The following is a 16,954-nucleotide window of genomic DNA, read 5'->3' as shown; positions in this document are numbered from 1 at the left end:
AGCCGGCAGTCGTGCCGAGGCACTTTTTGCCGGCTCCAGCGTTATGACAAAATCTCCTCTAGACAGTGCGGTTTAAGTCGAAACGATCCAGGTTCATCACTTTGGTCCAAGCTGCGACGAAGTCGTTGACGAACTTCTGCTGCGCATCGGCGCAGGCATAGAATTCGGCCAGGGCGCGTAACTGCGCATTGGAACCAAAGGCCAGATCAACCCGCGTCCCCGTCCACTTCACGGCACCGGTTTTGCGATCGCGACCTTCATACTCTTGCTGGGCATCCGATACCGGCTTCCACTCCACGCCCATATCCAGCAGGTTGGTGAAGAAGTCGTTGGTCAAGGCTTCCGGACGCGTGGTGAACACACCGTGTTTGCTCTGGCCGACATTGGTGTTCAACACGCGCAAGCCACCCAGCAACACCGTCATTTCCGGCGCGCTGAGCGTCAGCAGTTGCGCCTTGTCGATCAGCAATTTTTCGGCCGGCACACGGTACTGTTGCTTCAGGTAATTACGGAAACCATCGGCAATCGGTTCAAGGTAACCGAAGGAATCGACATCGGTCTGTTCCTGGCTGGCGTCCATGCGTCCCGGGCTGAATGGCACCGTCACACTGTGGCCGGCATTTTTCGCAGCCTGTTCGACACCCGCACCACCGGCGAGCACGATCAGGTCGGCCAGGGAGATTTTCTTGCCGCCGGTTTGCGCACTATTGAACGCCTTCTGAATGCCTTCGAGTTTGGCCAGCACATTGGCCAGTTGCTCCGGTTGGTTGGCCTGCCAGGACTTCTGCGGCTCCAGGCGCAGACGCCCACCGTTGGCGCCGCCACGTTTGTCGGAGCCACGGAAGGAGGAAGCCGCCGCCCACGCCGTCGATACCAGTTGCGAAACCGACAGGCCGGAAGCCAGCACTTTGCTTTTCAGGTCCGCCACATCGCTGTCGCTGACCAGCGGATGATCGACGGCAGGGATCGGGTCTTGCCACAGCAACTCTTCGTTGGGCATTTCCGGGCCGAGGTAGCGTGAGAGTGGCCCCATGTCACGGTGAATCAGCTTGTACCAGGCACGGGCAAAGGCGTCGGCCAACTGGTCTGGATTGGCCAGGAAGCGCCGCGAAATCGGCTCATAGATCGGGTCGAAGCGTAGCGACAGGTCCGTGGTCAGCATGGTCGGATCACGCCGTTTGGACGGATCAAAGGCATCCGGAATGGTGCCGGCGCCAGCGCCGTTTTTCGGCTTCCACTGGTTTGCCCCCGCCGGGCTCTTGGTCAGTTCCCATTCATAACCGAACAGGTTCTCCAGGTAGTTGTTGCTCCACTGCGTTGGCGTGGTTGTCCAGGTCACTTCCAGGCCACTGGAGATGGCGTCGGCACCTTTACCGGTACCGAACGTGCTCTTCCAGCCCAGGCCCTGCAGTTCGAGGCCGGCGGCTTCGGGCTCAGGTCCGACATGTTCGACAGGACCGGCACCGTGGGTTTTGCCGAAGGCGTGACCGCCCGCGATCAGCGCAACGGTTTCCTCGTCGTTCATTGCCATACGCGCAAAGGTTTCACGGATGTCTATCCCGGCGGCGACCGGATCAGAGTTGCCTTCAGGGCCTTCGGGGTTTACGTAAATCAGGCCCATCTGCACGGCTGCGAGCGGGGTTTCCAGATTGCGCTCGGCGGGAGCTTGCCCGGCATCTTTGCCATAACGCACGTCGCCACCCAGCCACTTGCTTTCCGAGCCCCAATAGACGTCTTCGTCCGGTTCCCAGACATCCGGGCGGCCACCGGAAAAACCAAAGGTCTTGAAGCCCATGGACTCCAATGCAACGTTGCCGGCGAGGACAATCAGGTCGGCCCAGGAGATTTTGTTGCCGTACTTTTGCTTGATCGGCCAGAGCAGCCGACGAGCCTTGTCGAGGCTGACGTTGTCCGGCCAACTGTTGAGCGGTGCAAAGCGTTGCTGGCCGGTGCCGGCGCCGCCCCGGCCGTCACCGGTGCGATAGGTGCCTGCGGCGTGCCAGGACATGCGGATAAAAAAAGGCCCATAGTGACCGAAGTCCGCCGGCCACCAATCCTGGGAATCGGTCATCAGCGCAGTCAGGTCTTTTTTCAGCGCCTGGAAGTCCAGGCTTTTGAAGGCTTCGGCATAATTGAAGTCGCCCCCCAACGGGTCAGACTTGGGCGAGTGTTGACTCAAGATCCTCAGGTTCAGTTGGTTCGGCCACCAGTCGCGGTTCGTCGTGCCACCGCCAGCGGCGTGATTGAACGGGCATTTCGATTCAGTTGACATGGCATCTCCTCTTGATTTTGTTTTCAGCTAACCATCCTTGAGCGTGGATCCGGATCACCGATTGATGAAATAGCTTTTCGGTATGAGATCCATAGCCTTAAGGCTATGACAGCCCCATGATCAGTCGCTCCAGAACATCCATTAAAGTACCGGTCCGGGAAACTGTCGCTTCATCTGGGGAGATAGCTGATAAACAGCTCAAATCAGCAAGGAAATGCAAGATCATGAACCCATGCCACAATGGATAATTAGCATTTGCTGCAAGGATGCTGGCGATCGTAAGAATTGTTTGCCGCAAGAGGTTTCGCCATGTTCTTCAAAGCCATTGTCATCTGGTCATTGCTGTCGATCATCACCGCCGCCGTGTTCTGTCGCCTGATGCATAACGCCAAGGTCGCCGACCGGGCGCTCAAAATCGCCAGGCCGGATCATCAGCCTCAGGGACAAAAGCCTGACAAGGCCTCCATGACCCGGGACAAAGATGGCAGCGACGATTCGGATTACCACGCGGCCTGAGCCATTCAGGGCGTTCCTGCACGCAATAAAAAACCGGCCATTCCAGCCGGTTTTTTTATTTCACTCAACAGCACTTCGGTCCGGCTTTACTGCCGTAACGGGCCTCCTGGCGTTCGCGGAAGAACGCCTCGTAGTCCATCACCGGTTTGTCCGGGTGTTTGGTCTGCATATGCTCGACATAGTTGTCGTAGTCGGGCATGCCGACCATCAGGCGCGCAGCCTGACCAAGGTATTTACCGAGGCGACTCAGGTCATTGAACATGCTGCCCTCCTCGACTACGCGTTTGGCACGGCCTGGAATGGCGCTTCTTTATCCGTACGCTCTTTGCTGCCCCAGGCGGAGATACCAACCTTGAGCGCGAAGAACAGGATGCTGAACACCACGAACAGGAACAGCGCGGTCAGCGTTGCGTTGGTGTAGGCGTTGAAGATCACGTGCTGCATCTGGTCGATGCTCTTGGCCGGGGCCAGCACCTGACCGTTGGCCAGGGCGTCGCTGTACTTTCTGGCCAACGCCAGGAAGCCAATCGCCGGGTTGGCATCGAACAGCTTGATGAAACCGGCGGTGGTGGTGCAGATCAGCAGCCACACGGCTGGCAGCAGGGTGACCCAGACATACCGCTGGCGCTTCATCTTGATCAGCACCACGGTGCCGAGCATCAGCGCGATACCGGCCAGCATCTGGTTGGAGATACCGAACAGCGGCCACAAGGTGTTGATGCCGCCCAACGGGTCGATCACCCCTTGGTACAGCAGATACCCCCACATGGCCACGCAACCGGCGGTGGCGATCAGGTTGGCGGTCCAGGATTCGGTACGGCGCAGGGCCGGCACGAACGAGCCGAGCAAGTCCTGAAGCATGAAGCGCCCGGCACGGGTACCGGCGTCGACCGCGGTCAGGATGAACAACGCCTCGAACAGGATCGCGAAGTGGTACCAGAACGCCATGGTGTTCTCGCCCGGCAATACGTGGTGCAGGATCTGCGCAATCCCGACCGCCAGGGTCGGCGCACCGCCGGCACGGGCCAGGATGGTGGTTTCACCGATGTCATGGGCCACCGCTTGCAGAGCGTCCGGCGTGATGGCAAAGCCCCAGCTGCTGACGGTTTGCGCGACGGCAACTGCATCGGCGCCAACCACAGCGGCCGGGCTGTTCATGGCGAAATACACGCCCGGATCGATCACCGAAGCCGCGACCATCGCCATGATCGCCACGAACGATTCCATCAGCATGCCGCCGTAACCGATGTAGCGGGCATGCCCTTCACTGGCGAGCAACTTCGGCGTGGTGCCGGAAGCAATCAGCGCGTGGAAACCGGAGACCGCGCCACAGGCAATGGTGATGAACAGGAACGGAAACAACCCGCCCTTCCACACCGGACCAGTGCCATCGATGAACTGGGTCAGCGCCGGCATTTTCAGCTCGGGCATGGTCACCAGGATGCCGATGGCCAGGGCGACGATGGTGCCGATTTTCAGGAAGGTGGAGAGGTAGTCACGCGGCGCCAGGATCAGCCACACCGGCAGTACCGCCGCGACGAAACCGTAGCCGATCAGCATCCAGGTGATCTGGATACCGGTAAAGGTAAAGGCCTTGGCCCACACCGGATCCGCAGCAATCTGCCCGCCGAGCCAGATCGAACCGAGCAGCAACAGCACGCCAATGACGGAGATTTCACCGATGCGGCCCGGGCGGATGTAGCGCATGTAGATGCCCATGAACATCGCGATCGGGATGGTCGCCATCACCGTGAAAATGCCCCAAGGGCTTTCGGCCAGGGCTTTCACCACGATCAGCGCCAGCACTGCGAGGATGATGATCATGATCAGGAAGCAGCCGAACAGCGCTATGGTGCCGGGGATGCGGCCCATTTCCTCGCGGACCATGTCGCCGAGGGAACGGCCGTTGCGGCGGGTGGACATGAACAGGACCATGAAGTCCTGAACGGCACCGGCCAGCACCACGCCGGCAATCAGCCACAGCGTGCCGGGCAGGTAACCCATCTGCGCCGCGAGCACCGGGCCGACCAGCGGCCCTGCACCGGCGATGGCCGCGAAGTGGTGACCGAACAGCACGTGTTTGTTGGTCGGCACGTAGTCCAGACCATCGTTATTGAGCACAGCCGGAGTGGCTCGATTGGGGTCGAGCTGCATCACTTTGTTGGCGATGAACAGGCTGTAATAGCGGTAGGCTACGAGGTAGATAGCGATTGCTGCGACGACGATCCACAGGGCGTTGATCGCTTCACCGCGGCGCAGGGCCACGACACTTAGCGCAATCGCTCCCAGGACAGCCACGGCAAACCAGGCGAGGTGTTTAGCCAGACGGGGCATAGTGTGTCTCCTGCCGACAGCCAGAGACTGCGGCGGTAATTTTTATAATTGTGTCCGCGGTGCGGAGCTGGCCCAATATCTGCGCATGGCGTCCACAAATAAATCCGCGTTACTACGTACGTGGCGTCTACGTAGTTCTACGTAGATGCCACGATCTCCCTGTGGGAGCGGGCTTGCTCGCGAAGGCGGTGTATCAGTCAATACTTATGTTGAAGGACACGCCGCCTTCGCGAGCAAGCCCGCTCCCACACTGGTTTTGCATTTCATCCCGGCCACCGGTCATTCCGTCCAGCAACGCTACTGGCCGAACGCCTCTTTGGCATATGATGCCGAGCCTTCGCGCGGGCAGGAGTCAACATGCAGCTCAAACACAAAATCGTCGCCCTCGGAATTCTGCCGCTGGTGCTGGCCATTGCCGTCATCTGCGCGCTGGTGATTTCCCTCAACCGCCAACTGGGCGATCAGCAGGCGCAACTGATCGAAGACAGCATTCTGGCGAGCAAGCGCGCCGAACTGAAAAACTACGTGGAAATGGCCCAGAGCCTGATCGCGCCGCTGTACGACGACGGCCATGGCGACGCCCGTGCCCAGCAGCAAGTGCTGGAAGAACTGCGCAAACTCAGCTTCGGCATCAACGGCTACTTCTTCGTCTACGACCGCGAAGGCCGCAGCCTGATGCACGCGCGCCAGTCGGAGCTGGTGGGCAAGTACCTCTGGGACATGAAAGATCCCCACGGCCTGCCGGTGATTCAGGCGCTGCTGCAAAGTGCGCAATCCGGCGAAGGCTTTCAACGCTATGCCTGGAACAAACCCTCCTCCGGTCAGGTGACCGACAAGCTCGCCTACGTGGTGATGCTCGATCGCTGGGGCTGGATGCTCGGCACCGGCATCTACCTCGAAGACGTCGAACGCGCCACCCAGCAGGCTCGCGCAGAAGTAGCCCAGGGCATCCGCAAGACCATGATGGCCATCGCCGTGGTCGCCCTCGTCGCGGTGCTGTTCGTGTTCGCCACCGGCATGACCCTCAATGTCAGCGAGCATCGCCTGGCAGACAAAAAACTGCAGCGTCTGACCCAGCGCATCGTCAGCCTGCAGGAGGAAGAACGATCACGGGTGTCCCGCGAGTTGCACGACGGCATCAGCCAGGTGTTGGTCTCGATCAAGTTTCAGTTCGAACTGGCCAGCCATCTGCTGGAACGCGGACAAGCCCACGAAAAGGGTTTGAACACGTTAAAAGACGCCACCGAACGTCTGGGCGATGCCATCGGTGAGGTCCGCAGTCTCTCCCACGACCTGCGCTCATCCTTGCTCGACACCCTCGGCCTGCCGGCGGCCATCGGCCAATTGGCCGCGGAATTCGAGCAGCGCAGCGGGCTGACCGTGACCTATGACGAAAATGAATTCGATTGCCAACTGGTCGATGGTGCCGCTGTCGCGTTGTTCCGCATCGTCCAGGAAGGCCTGACCAACATCGAACGCCACGCCCAGGCGAAAAACGTATCCATCACCCTGCGCGGCTGCGACGAGTCCGTACGGCTGACCGTGGTCGATGACGGCATCGGTTTCAACGTCGCCCAGGTCGAACGTCGTCAGGCCGGCATTGGCTTGCGTAACATCCGCGAACGCGTCGAGCATTTTGGCGGGCGCTTCGATTTGATCTCGATGCCGGGCAGAAGTGAGCTGGACGTACTGCTGCCAATGAAACCTGACGCAAAACACTGAGCCGGCCCAAAAATCACAAGAGTGAAACCTCGCATGAACCTGCCCTCCCCGATCCGCGTCGCCCTGGTCGACGATCACTCCCTGGTGCGCGACGGCATCAAGGCGCTGCTGGCCGTGATGTCGCCCCTGGAAATGGTCGGCGAAGCGGAAAACGGCGCCGAGGCCATCGAGATGGTCGGCCGCTGCCAACCGGACCTGCTGCTGGTCGACATCAGCCTGCCGGACATGAACGGCCTGGAACTGACCCGCGTGCTGCGTAGCCAGTACCCGTCGCTCAAGGTGCTGGTGCTGAGCATGTACGACAATTACGAGTACGTCAGTGAATCGGTGCGCTCCGGCGCCAGCGGCTACGTGCTGAAGAACGCCCCGTCACGGGAAATCATCGCGGCCATCGAAGCCATCAGCAGCGGCGGAACCTTCTACAGCGCCGAAATCGCCCAACGGCTGATCGCCGACAAGAACTCCGACAACGAGCTGACACCGCGGGAAAGCCAGGTGTTGTCGAAGATGGCGCAAGGGCTGAACAACAAGGAAATGGCCCGGGAACTGGATATCAGCGTGCGCACGGTGGAGACACACCGTTTGAGCATTCGGCGCAAGCTCAACATCGACAAGCCGGCGGCGCTGGTCAAATACGCCATCGATCATGGGCTCATTTCCCGCTAACACCCAAAACCCTGTGGGAGCGGGCTTGCTCGCGAAGAGGCCGGCACATTCAATATTGATGGCGACTGACACACCGCCTTCGCGAGCAAGCCCGCTCCCACAAGGGTCAGCGAATCATCCATTGACTGCGTCGATAGTCACCATTGACTCAATGAAGTTCTCTTAAAAAATCCCCGGCGTAACATCTGCTCCATACCAACCCATGACACCCCGGAGCACACCATCATGAAACGCCAAACCCTTCTCAGCATCGCTTTCTCGGTTTTCGCCGTTAACGCTTTCGCCGCAACTTCTGCTCAACCTGTGGTCGCTGAGGGCGGCTCGGATCGTCTGATTGAAAGCCGTGTGGCTGAGGGTGGCTCCGATCGCCTGATCGAGAATCGTGTGGCCGAAGGTGGTTCGGATCGCCTGCTGGAAAAACGTGTTGCCGAAGGTGGCTCCGACAAACTGCTGCAAAACCGCGTCGCCGAAGGTGGTTCCGACAAACTGCTGCAAAACCGCGTCGCCGAAGGCGGTTCCGACAAACTGTTGCAGAACCGCGTAGCCGAGGGTGGTTCCGACAAACTGTTGCAGAACCGCGTTGCCGAGGGTGGCTCCGACAAACTGCTGCAAAACCGCGTTGCCGAAGGTGGTTCCGATCGCCTGATCCAGAACCGTACTGCCTGAATGCAGGGCGGTACCGCAAGACCCGACGAGAACCCGGCCTCATCAGCCGGGTTTTTTTACGTCTTTTAAAAGTCTTCCCCCACCACAAGTAGCGCCTCGCCTGGCTAATGCCAGTCAGCGACACCCTTTTATCGCCGTCCGACCAGAAACTCCGTCCGAGGGACTTGTGCTTAAGGTATTATGGTATACCATCAGACGCACAGACACCCAAAACCTCTACGGAGCAGCTCATGAGTTTCGAAATCCGCAAGATCGTCAGCTATGTCGAAGAAACCTTTATTGAAGGCGGCAAAGCCACCGATAAGCCCGTGACCATGGTCGGTCTGGCCGTGGTGATGAAAAACCCCTGGCTGGGCAACGGTTTCGTCGAAGACCTGAAACCGCAGATCCGCGCCAACTGCTCCGACCTCGGTGCACTGATGGTTGAGCGTCTGGTGGGCATCATTGGCGGTGCTGAAAAAATCGAGGCCTACGGCAAGGCTGCCGTGGTCGGCGCCGATGGCGAAATCGAACACGCTTCTGCGGTGATCCACACCCTGCGCTTCGGCAACCATTACCGCGAAGCGGTCAAGGCCAAGAGCTACCTGAGCTTCACCAACAAGCGCGGCGGCCCGGGCACCTCGATCCAGATCCCGATGATGCACAAGGACGACGAAGGCCTGCGTTCGCACTACATCACCCTGGAAATGCAAATCGAAGACGCCCCGCGTGCCGACGAAATCGTCGTGGTCCTGGGTTGCGCCGACGGCGGCCGCCTGCACCCGCGCATCGGCAACCGCTACATCGACCTGGAAGAACTGGCCGCCGAAAAAGCCCAGTAACCGGCCAGCAGAACGACAACAAGAAGGCATTGCAGGAGCGCTCCATGATTCGGCTCACCGCTGAACTCACCCCGGCTGGCACCAGTTACCTGGCGACCGGCCAAGGCCAGCCCGTGGTCTTGATCCACGGCGTGGGCCTGAACAAAGAAATGTGGGGCGGCCAGATCGTTGGCCTGGCCACGAAGTACCGCGTCATCGCCTACGACATGCTCGGCCATGGCGCCAGCCCGCGCCCTTCGATCGGCACGCCGCTGCTCGGCTATGCCGACCAGTTGCTGGAGTTGCTCGACCACCTGCAATTGCCCAAGGCAACGGTCATTGGCTTTTCCATGGGCGGGCTGGTAGCGCGGGCGTTTGCCCTGCACTACCCGCAACGCCTGGAAGGCCTGGTGGTGCTCAACAGTGTGTTCAACCGCAGCGCCGAACAGCGCGCGGGGGTCATCGCCCGCACCAGCCAGGCCGCCGAACACGGGCCGGACGCCAATGCCGAAGCGGCGCTGTCGCGCTGGTTCAGCCGCGAATACCAGGCCGCGAACCCGGCGCAGATCGCCGCGATTCGCCAGACCCTGGCCGGCAATGACCCGCAGGGTTACCTGACCACTTACGAACTGTTCGCCACCCAGGACATGTACCGCGCCGACGACCTGGGCAGCATCCGGGTGCCGACGCTGATCGCCACCGGTGAACTGGACCCCGGCTCGACCCCGGAAATGGCCAGACAACTGGCCGAACGCATTCCCGATGCGACCGTTGCCGTCCTCGCCGAGCAACGGCATATGATGCCCGTAGAATCGCCGCGCCTGGTCAACCAGCTGTTGCTGGAGTTTCTGCAGGCCGCGCACTCCCAACAAAACCAGATCAAGGGGATCGTTGCATGACACTCGCACGCTTCCAGATGTGCATCGGCGGTGAATGGGTCGATGCCCTGTCCGGCAAGACCTTTCAAAGTCTCAACCCCGCGCTGGCCGAACCTTGGGCCGAATTGCCCGATGCCGACGAAGCCGACGTCGAACGCGCCGTGCAGGCGGCGCAGAGCGCTTTCGACAGCCCGGCATGGCGCGGTCTGACGGCCACCGCTCGCGGCAAACTGCTGCGTCGCCTGGGCGACCTGATCGCCGAAAACAAGGAGCAGCTGGCGCAGCTGGAAAGTCGCGACAACGGTAAGCTGATCCGCGAAACCCGCGGCCAGGTTGGCTATCTGCCGGAGTTCTTCCACTACACCGCAGGCCTGGCAGACAAGCTTGAAGGCGGTACCCTGCCGCTGGACAAGCCGGACCTGTTTGCCTACACCGTGCACGAAGCCATGGGTGTGGTCGCCGCGATCATTCCGTGGAACAGCCCGCTGTACCTGACCGCGATCAAACTCGCCCCGGCGCTCGCCGCGGGCAATACCATCGTAATCAAGCCGTCGGAACACGCCTCGGCGACCATCCTTGAATTGGCGCGTCTGGCACTGGAAGCCGGGATTCCGCCGGGGGTGGTCAACGTCGTCACCGGTTACGGCCCGAGCACCGGCGCCGCCCTCACCCGCCATCCGCTGGTGCGCAAGATTGCCTTCACCGGCGGTGCCGCCACGGCGCGGCATGTGGTGCGCAGCAGCGCGGAGAACTTCGCCAAGCTGTCGCTGGAGCTGGGCGGCAAATCGCCGAACATCATCTTCGCCGACGCCGACCTCGATAGCGCGATCAACGGCGCCATCGCCGGGATCTACGCCGCCTCCGGGCAGAGCTGCGTCTCCGGTTCGCGCTTGCTGGTGCAGGACGAAATCTACGACGAGTTCGTCGCTCGCCTGGTGGAACGCGCCCGGCGCATCCGCATCGGCAACCCCCAGGACGACAGCAGTGAAATGGGCCCGATGGCCACCGCGCAGCAACTGGCCGTAGTCGAAGGCCTGGTGGCCGATGCCATCGCCGAAGGTGCGCGCCTGCGCCTGGGCGGCAAGCGCCCTGAGAATCTGGGCGACGGCTGGTTCTACGAACCGACGCTGTTCGAGTGCGACCGCAACTCGATGAAGATCATGCAGGAAGAAGTCTTTGGTCCGGTGGCCTCGGTCATCCGTTTCAAGGACGAAGCCGAAGCGCTGGCAATTGCCAACGACTCGCAGTTCGGCCTCGCCGCCGGCATCTGGACCCGCGACCTGGGCCGTGCCCATCGCCTGGCCCGGGACGTGCGTTCGGGGATCATCTGGGTCAACACCTACCGCGCCGTCTCGGCCATGGCGCCGATCGGCGGTTTCAAGAACAGCGGCTATGGACGCGAAAGCGGCATCGATTCGGTGCTGGCCTACACCGAGCTGAAAACGGTGTGGATCAACCTGTCCCAGGCACCGATGCCTGATCCATTCGTGATGCGCTAGGAGTCCTGGAAAATGATCGAACCCGGCATTTACAAAGACGTGATGAGCTCGTTCCCGTCCGGGGTCACGGTGGTCACCACCCTGGACCCGGACGGCGGCATCGTCGGCATCACCGCCAGCGCCTTCAGTGCGCTGTCGATCGACCCGGCACTGGTGCTGTTCTGCCCCAACTACGGCTCCGACACCTACCCGGTGCTGCGCGACAGCAAGCAGTTCGCGATTCATCTGCTGTCCGCCGACCAGACCGCCGAAGCCTATGCCTTCGCCGGTAAAGGCAAGGACAAGGCTAAAGGCATCGAGTGGCACTTGAGCGAACGGGGCAACCCGATCCTGGCCAAGGCCACGGCGATCATCGAGTGCGAACTGTGGCGCGAATACGACGGCGGTGATCACGCGATCATCGTCGGCGCGGTGAAGAACCTGATCCTGCCCGAGCAACCGGTCACACCAATGATCTACCACAAAGGCAAGCTGGGCCCACTGCCCGCCCTGGCTTGATGGTTCAACACAATCCCCCTGTGGGAGCGGGCTTGCTCGCGAAGGCGGAGTGTCAGTCGACATTAATATGACTGACCCACCGCTTTCGCGAGCAAGCCCGCTCCCACAGGTTCATCACTTTTTTCAGGAGCCGGCATGAGCCCAGCAGCCTCGTTACTGTTCCGCCAGCAGGCCTACATCAACGGCCAATGGCTGGACGCGCCGCAGGGCGCCTGTCAGGACATCTTCAACCCGGCCACCGGCGAGCGTATCGGCCAGGTGCCGAACCTCGGCGCTGAACACGCGCACCTGGCTATCGAGGCCGCCAACAAAGCCTGGCCGGCCTGGCGTGCACTGACCGCCAAGGAGCGCAGTAATACGCTCAAGCGCTGGCATGCCTTGATGCTGGAAAACGCCGACGCCCTGGCCGAAATCCTCACCCTCGAACAAGGCAAGCCACTGGCTGAAGCCAAGGGTGAAATCCTCTACGCCGCGAGCTTCATCGAGTGGTTCGCCGAAGAAGCCAAACGCATCTACGGCGACACCATTCCCAGCCACAAGGGCGATGCGCGCATCGTGGTCAGCAAGGAGCCGATTGGCGTCGTCGCGGCCATCACGCCATGGAACTTCCCGGCGGCGATGATCACCCGCAAGGCCGGTCCTGCGCTGGCGGCCGGTTGCCCGTGCATCGTCAAACCGGCCCCGGAAACGCCGTTCTCGGCACTGGCCATGGCCGTGTTGGCGGAACAGGCCGGCATTCCAGCGGGCATTTTCAATGTAATCACCGGCGATGCCATTGCCATCGGTGGCGAGCTGACCGGCAGCCCTCTGGTGCGCAAACTGTCGTTCACCGGCTCCACCGCCATCGGCAAGCTGCTGATGGCTCAATGTGCGCCGACGCTGAAAAAAGTCTCGCTGGAACTGGGGGGCAACGCACCCTTCATCGTGTTCGATGATGCCGATCTGGAGCGTGCCGTCGACGGGGCGCTGATCGCCAAGTTCCGCAACGCCGGACAGACCTGCGTCTGCGTCAATCGCTTCCTGGTGCAGGCCGGTATCCATGATGCCTTTGTCGCTCGACTGGCCGAACGGGTTTCGCAGCTCAAGGTCGGCAGCGGTTTCGAAGAAGGTGTCACCCAGGGCCCGCTGATCAACGAGCGTGCCGTGGCCAAGGTCGAAGACCACGTGCAAGACGCCCTGGCCTATGGTGCACAGTTGCTGTGCGGTGGCGAACGCCATGCGCTGGGCAACGGTTTCTTCCAGCCGACCGTGCTCACCGGCGTCACCACGCAGATGAAAGTCGCCCGCGATGAAACCTTTGGCCCACTGGCCGCCGTGTTCCGCTTCGACACCGAGGCCCAGGCCATTGAAATGGCCAACGACACCGAATTCGGCCTCGCCGCCTACTGCTACACCCGCGACCTGGACCGCGCCTGGCGCATGAGCGAGGCGCTGGAGTACGGCATGGTCGGGATCAACGAAGGGCTGATTTCCACCGAAGTCGCGCCGTTTGGTGGCATCAAGTCCTCGGGGCTGGGCCGTGAAGGGTCGAAGTACGGCATCGAGGATTACCTGGAACTCAAATACACCTTGATGGGCGGCCTTTGAGCCCGCGGGAGCTACGCAAATGAACAACGAAAAATACGAAAAAGGCCTGAAGATCCGCACCCAGGTGCTGGGCGAAGCCTACGTCCATCGTTCCATCGAGAACGCCGACGATTTCACCCGGCCACTGCAGGAAATGGTCACCGAGTATTGCTGGGGTCATGTCTGGGGCCGTGAGGGTTTGTCGCTCAAGGAACGCAGCATGATCAACCTGGCGATGATCTCGGCCCTCAACCGGCCCCATGAACTCAAGCTGCATGTGCGCGGTGCCTTGCGTAACGGCCTGAGTCGTGAGCAAATACGCGAAATATTGCTTCAGGTCGGCATTTATTGCGGTGTCCCCGCTGCCGTAGACAGTTTCCGGCTCGCCCGTGAAGCCTTCGCCGAAGCCGATGCCGAGGCCTCCAGTTAACCCTTGGCTGTTTGATCTGACCGGGCACGTAGATTCCCGTAATCGAAGTGTTCTTTTTGCATGGACAGCCACAATCAGAGCGGACCCCATGAAACGCCTGCCACTCGACGACAGCTTCAAGGTCAATCGCAACCCCGTTACCCTGCGCGAAATCGTGCTGGATAAACTGCGAAGCGCCATCATGAACTTCCAGCTCCTGCCGGGAGACCGTCTGGTCGAACGCGATCTGTGCGATCGCCTGGGCGTCAGCCGTACTTCCGTGCGTGAAGCCTTGCGTCACCTCGAATCCGAAGGCCTGGTGGAATTCGCCGATGCCAAGGGCCCGCGTGTCGCGATCATTACCCTGGCCGACGCCGTGGACATCTACGAGCTACGCTGCGTGCTCGAAGGGCTGATCGTGCAACTGTTCACCCTGCGCGCCAAAGCCAAGGACATCAAAGCCCTGGAAAAAGCCCTCGAAGAAAACCGCAAGGCGCTCAAGGACGGCGAACTGCAACAGGTCATCGACTCGGTCCAGGGTTTCTACGACGTGCTGCTCGAAGGTTCGGGCAACCATGTCGCGGCCACTCAGCTGCGCCAGTTGCAGGCGCGCATCAGCTACCTGCGCGCAACCTCGGTGTCCCAGGAAAACCGTCGCGGTGCCAGTAACCAGGAAATGGAGCGCATGGTCGAGGCGATCAAGAGCGGTGATCCACTGGCCGCTCACCAGGCTTGCGTCGACCACGTGCGCGCGGCCGCTGCCGTGGCCCTGGACTACCTCAAGCGCAAGCAGGAAGAAACCGGCGACGTCCCGGCGATCACCCTGCCCATCGCGCTGAAAGAACCGCGCATAGGTCGCTGAGATGTTCAGCCCGAGCTTTTGCCCCAAGTGCGGCAGCGCTGATCTCAGGTCACAGCTGCCGCCGGGCGATACGCACGAGCGCCTGATGTGCCGCGGTTGCGGCTACATCCATTACGTCAATCCGAAAATCATTGCCGGCTGCATCATCGAGCAGGACGGCAAGTACCTCTTGTGCCAGCGCGCGATTCCACCGCGCCCCGGCACCTGGACCCTGCCCGCAGGCTTCATGGAAAGCGGCGAGACCACCGAGCAGGCAGCCCTGCGTGAAGTCTGGGAAGAAAGTGGCGTGCGTGCGGAAATCCTCTCGCCCTACTCGATTTTCAGCGTTCCGCAAATCAGCGAGGTGTACATCATCTTCCGCGCCATCGCGCTGGAGATCACTGGCCAGTACGGCCCGGAAACCCTCGACTACAAATTCTTCGCGCCCGAGGACATCCCTTGGGACAGCATCTACTACCCGGCGATCCGGCAGATCCTCGAACGCTACATCGAGGAACGCCAGGCCGGTGTCTATGGCATCTACATGGGCAATGACGACAGCGGGAAGATTCATTTCATCCGCTGACAGTTCCCACTCCCCCTGTGGGGGCGAGCTTGCTCGCGATGGCGGTGTATCAACCAACATAGATGTCAACTGACACTCCCTCATCGCGAGCAAGCCCGCTCCCACAGGGTTTAGTGGTGTTGGTCAGAGCTGCGGCATGCCCTCGACTATGATGATATCGGCCTTCGCCACGCCTTCGCGGTGTCCCCTCGCCTCCTGATACAACGCCGAGTGGTAGCACGCCAGCGCCTGCTCGTAGGAATCGAACTCGATCACCACGCTGCGTTGCGGTGTCGCTCGGCCTTCCAGTGCTTCGCTGCGCCCGCCGCGAGCCAGAAACCGTGCACCATAGGCAGCGAATGCCTTCGGCGCCCGCTGAGTGTATTGGCTGTATTGATCGGGGTCGGTGACATCCACGTGAGCAATCCAGTACGCCTTCATAGTGACCTCTTGGTTAATTTTGTATTATGGTATACCACAATTCAATCCAGCCAACACACTGAGCGTCCATCATGGCCTTCAACAGCATCGAAGAAATCATCGAAGATTACCGCCTCGGCAAAATGGTCCTGCTGGTCGACGATGAAGACCGGGAAAACGAAGGCGACCTGTTGCTGGCCGCCGACTGCTGCACACCCGAGGCGATCAGTTTCATGGCCCGTGAAGCCCGCGGCCTGATCTGCCTGACCTTGACCGACGAACACTGCAAACGCCTGGGTCTGGAGCAGATGGTGCCGAGCAATGGCAGCGTGTTCAGCACCGCGTTTACCGTGTCCATCGAAGCGGCCGTCGGCGTGACCACCGGTATCTCCGCAGCGGATCGGGCACGCACCGTGGCCGCCGCCGTCGCCGCCCATGCCGGCCCCGCCGACATTGTGCAACCTGGCCACATCTTCCCGCTGCGCGCCCGGGAAGGCGGCGTGCTGACCCGCGCCGGCCACACCGAAGCCGGCTGCGACCTGGCACGCCTGGCCGGTCATACACCCGCCTCGGTGATCGTCGAAGTGATGAACGACGACGGCACCATGGCCCGGCGCCCGGACCTGGAAGTGTTCGCACGCAAGCACGGGATCAAGATCGGCACCATCGCCGACCTGATTCACTATCGCCTGAGCACGGAACACACCATCGTGCGCATCGGTGAACGTGATCTGCCGACTGTGCACGGCACCTTCCGGCTGATCACCTTTGAGGATCGCATCGAAGGTGGTGTCCACATGGCCATGGTCATGGGCGATTTGCGTCGCGAGCAACCGACGCTGGTGCGCGTGCATGTGATCGATCCGTTGCGCGATCTGGTCGGCGCCGAATACAGCGGGCCAACCAACTGGACCTTGTGGGCCGCCTTGCAGCGTGTCGCCGCCGAAGGCCACGGCGTGGTGGTGGTGCTGGCCAATCATGAATCCTCGCAGGCGTTGCTCGAACGCGTGCCGCAATTGACCCAGCCGCCCCGGCAGTTCAGCCGTTCGCAGTCACGGATTTATTCGGAAGTCGGCACCGGTGCGCAGATCCTGCAGAACCTGGGTGTCGGCAAATTGCGCCATCTCGGGCCGCCGCTGAAATATGCGGGCTTGACCGGGTACGACCTGGAAGTGGTGGAAAGCATCCCATTCACCGAATGATCCTCGGCTGAATGCAATCCCCTGTGGGAGCGGGCTTGCCCGCGAAGGCGGTATGTCTGACAGCGAGATGCCGACTGACACTCCCTCTTCGCGAGCAAGC

Annotated in this window: 17 protein-coding genes; 13 read left to right on the top strand and 4 right to left on the bottom strand. The window is 61.2% G+C overall.

What is annotated here, in order from left to right:
* Positions 1-58: 58 nt before the first annotated feature.
* Positions 59-2,272, bottom strand: coding sequence for a catalase/peroxidase HPI (gene katG / locus ABIA48_RS25500; protein WP_429492202.1), 2,214 nt, complete (start codon positions 2,270-2,272; stop codon positions 59-61).
* A gap of 309 nt (positions 2,273-2,581) precedes the next feature.
* Between katG and ABIA48_RS25495 the strand changes: the two genes are divergently transcribed.
* Entirely contained in the window at positions 2,582-2,788 is a 207-nt protein-coding gene (locus tag ABIA48_RS25495) for a hypothetical protein (RefSeq protein ID WP_429492200.1), read from the top strand.
* Positions 2,789-2,852: 64 nt separating this feature from the next.
* Here the strand turns inward: ABIA48_RS25495 and ABIA48_RS25490 are convergent, their stop codons facing one another.
* A complete protein-coding gene (locus tag ABIA48_RS25490; protein ID WP_007976534.1) occupies positions 2,853-3,050 on the bottom strand; it encodes a YbdD/YjiX family protein in 198 nt (65 codons plus the stop codon).
* 14 nt (positions 3,051-3,064) lie between these two features.
* Entirely contained in the window at positions 3,065-5,122 is a 2,058-nt protein-coding gene (locus ABIA48_RS25485; RefSeq protein WP_429492198.1) for a carbon starvation CstA family protein, read from the bottom strand.
* 357 nt (positions 5,123-5,479) lie between these two features.
* Between ABIA48_RS25485 and ABIA48_RS25480 the strand changes: the two genes are divergently transcribed.
* From ABIA48_RS25480 to ABIA48_RS25430, 11 genes are all read left to right on the top strand, one after another.
* Positions 5,480-6,844, top strand: coding sequence for a cache domain-containing protein (locus ABIA48_RS25480; protein ID WP_429492196.1), 1,365 nt, complete (start codon positions 5,480-5,482; stop codon positions 6,842-6,844).
* Between the two features lie 33 nt (positions 6,845-6,877).
* Complete coding sequence (locus ABIA48_RS25475) at positions 6,878-7,510, top strand: response regulator (RefSeq protein WP_007991952.1); 633 nt, start codon at positions 6,878-6,880, stop codon at positions 7,508-7,510.
* 225 nt (positions 7,511-7,735) lie between these two features.
* Complete coding sequence (locus tag ABIA48_RS25470) at positions 7,736-8,176, top strand: phage infection protein (protein ID WP_277536887.1); 441 nt, start codon at positions 7,736-7,738, stop codon at positions 8,174-8,176.
* 230 nt (positions 8,177-8,406) lie between these two features.
* A complete protein-coding gene (locus tag ABIA48_RS25465; RefSeq protein ID WP_007978708.1) occupies positions 8,407-8,997 on the top strand; it encodes an amino acid synthesis family protein in 591 nt (196 codons plus the stop codon).
* A 44-nt stretch (positions 8,998-9,041) separates the two neighbouring features.
* A complete protein-coding gene (locus tag ABIA48_RS25460; RefSeq protein WP_429492193.1) occupies positions 9,042-9,875 on the top strand; it encodes an alpha/beta fold hydrolase in 834 nt (277 codons plus the stop codon).
* A complete protein-coding gene (locus ABIA48_RS25455) occupies positions 9,872-11,353 on the top strand; it encodes an aldehyde dehydrogenase (protein ID WP_429492191.1) in 1,482 nt (493 codons plus the stop codon). Before ABIA48_RS25460 ends, ABIA48_RS25455 begins: the two co-directional genes overlap by 4 nt.
* Positions 11,354-11,365: 12 nt before the next feature.
* The gene (locus ABIA48_RS25450; RefSeq protein ID WP_007991923.1) at positions 11,366-11,851 is read left to right on the top strand and encodes a flavin reductase family protein; all 486 of its coding nucleotides are present in this window, start codon (positions 11,366-11,368) and stop codon (positions 11,849-11,851) included.
* Positions 11,852-11,986: 135 nt separating this feature from the next.
* A complete protein-coding gene (locus ABIA48_RS25445) occupies positions 11,987-13,438 on the top strand; it encodes an NAD-dependent succinate-semialdehyde dehydrogenase (protein WP_429492190.1) in 1,452 nt (483 codons plus the stop codon).
* Positions 13,439-13,457: 19 nt separating this feature from the next.
* Positions 13,458-13,847 carry a carboxymuconolactone decarboxylase family protein gene (locus ABIA48_RS25440; RefSeq protein WP_429492188.1) on the top strand — a complete coding sequence of 130 codons (390 nt, stop codon included), beginning with the start codon at positions 13,458-13,460 and terminating at the stop codon, positions 13,845-13,847.
* Between the two features lie 88 nt (positions 13,848-13,935).
* Positions 13,936-14,688: a GntR family transcriptional regulator gene (locus tag ABIA48_RS25435; protein ID WP_429492186.1), complete on the top strand. Its 753-nt coding sequence runs from the start codon at positions 13,936-13,938 to the stop codon at positions 14,686-14,688.
* 1 nt (position 14,689) lies between these two features.
* Entirely contained in the window at positions 14,690-15,253 is a 564-nt protein-coding gene (locus ABIA48_RS25430; RefSeq protein ID WP_429492184.1) for an NUDIX hydrolase, read from the top strand.
* A gap of 123 nt (positions 15,254-15,376) precedes the next feature.
* Here the strand turns inward: ABIA48_RS25430 and ABIA48_RS25425 are convergent, their stop codons facing one another.
* On the bottom strand, positions 15,377-15,673 hold the full coding sequence (locus ABIA48_RS25425; protein WP_429492182.1) for a DUF1330 domain-containing protein: 297 nt from the start codon (positions 15,671-15,673) through the stop codon (positions 15,377-15,379).
* 71 nt (positions 15,674-15,744) lie between these two features.
* Here ABIA48_RS25425 and ribBA point away from each other — a divergent pair, with 71 nt between their 5' ends.
* Positions 15,745-16,854: a bifunctional 3,4-dihydroxy-2-butanone-4-phosphate synthase/GTP cyclohydrolase II gene (ribBA, locus tag ABIA48_RS25420; protein ID WP_429492180.1), complete on the top strand. Its 1,110-nt coding sequence runs from the start codon at positions 15,745-15,747 to the stop codon at positions 16,852-16,854.
* The last annotated feature ends 100 nt before the right edge of the window (positions 16,855-16,954 follow it).

The organism is Pseudomonas sp. S30_BP2TU TE3576, assembly GCF_050436025.1.
Taxonomy (GTDB): domain Bacteria; phylum Pseudomonadota; class Gammaproteobacteria; order Pseudomonadales; family Pseudomonadaceae; genus Aquipseudomonas.
This window is presented reverse-complemented; position numbering and strand designations above follow the sequence as displayed.

Bases quoted from the DNA above. Each gene is read 5' to 3' on its own strand.
- katG (WP_429492202.1), bottom strand. From the start codon at position 2,272: ATGTCAACTGAATCGAAATGCCCGTTCAATCACGCCGCTGGCGGTGGC.
- ABIA48_RS25495 (WP_429492200.1), top strand. From the start codon at position 2,582: ATGTTCTTCAAAGCCATTGTCATCTGGTCATTGCTGTCGATCATCACC.
- ABIA48_RS25490 (WP_007976534.1), bottom strand. From the start codon at position 3,050: ATGTTCAATGACCTGAGTCGCCTCGGTAAATACCTTGGTCAGGCTGCG.
- ABIA48_RS25485 (WP_429492198.1), bottom strand. From the start codon at position 5,122: ATGCCCCGTCTGGCTAAACACCTCGCCTGGTTTGCCGTGGCTGTCCTG.
- ABIA48_RS25480 (WP_429492196.1), top strand. From the start codon at position 5,480: ATGCAGCTCAAACACAAAATCGTCGCCCTCGGAATTCTGCCGCTGGTG.
- ABIA48_RS25475 (WP_007991952.1), top strand. From the start codon at position 6,878: ATGAACCTGCCCTCCCCGATCCGCGTCGCCCTGGTCGACGATCACTCC.
- ABIA48_RS25470 (WP_277536887.1), top strand. From the start codon at position 7,736: ATGAAACGCCAAACCCTTCTCAGCATCGCTTTCTCGGTTTTCGCCGTT.
- ABIA48_RS25465 (WP_007978708.1), top strand. From the start codon at position 8,407: ATGAGTTTCGAAATCCGCAAGATCGTCAGCTATGTCGAAGAAACCTTT.
- ABIA48_RS25460 (WP_429492193.1), top strand. From the start codon at position 9,042: ATGATTCGGCTCACCGCTGAACTCACCCCGGCTGGCACCAGTTACCTG.
- ABIA48_RS25455 (WP_429492191.1), top strand. From the start codon at position 9,872: ATGACACTCGCACGCTTCCAGATGTGCATCGGCGGTGAATGGGTCGAT.
- ABIA48_RS25450 (WP_007991923.1), top strand. From the start codon at position 11,366: ATGATCGAACCCGGCATTTACAAAGACGTGATGAGCTCGTTCCCGTCC.
- ABIA48_RS25445 (WP_429492190.1), top strand. From the start codon at position 11,987: ATGAGCCCAGCAGCCTCGTTACTGTTCCGCCAGCAGGCCTACATCAAC.
- ABIA48_RS25440 (WP_429492188.1), top strand. From the start codon at position 13,458: ATGAACAACGAAAAATACGAAAAAGGCCTGAAGATCCGCACCCAGGTG.
- ABIA48_RS25435 (WP_429492186.1), top strand. From the start codon at position 13,936: ATGAAACGCCTGCCACTCGACGACAGCTTCAAGGTCAATCGCAACCCC.
- ABIA48_RS25430 (WP_429492184.1), top strand. From the start codon at position 14,690: ATGTTCAGCCCGAGCTTTTGCCCCAAGTGCGGCAGCGCTGATCTCAGG.
- ABIA48_RS25425 (WP_429492182.1), bottom strand. From the start codon at position 15,673: ATGAAGGCGTACTGGATTGCTCACGTGGATGTCACCGACCCCGATCAA.
- ribBA (WP_429492180.1), top strand. From the start codon at position 15,745: ATGGCCTTCAACAGCATCGAAGAAATCATCGAAGATTACCGCCTCGGC.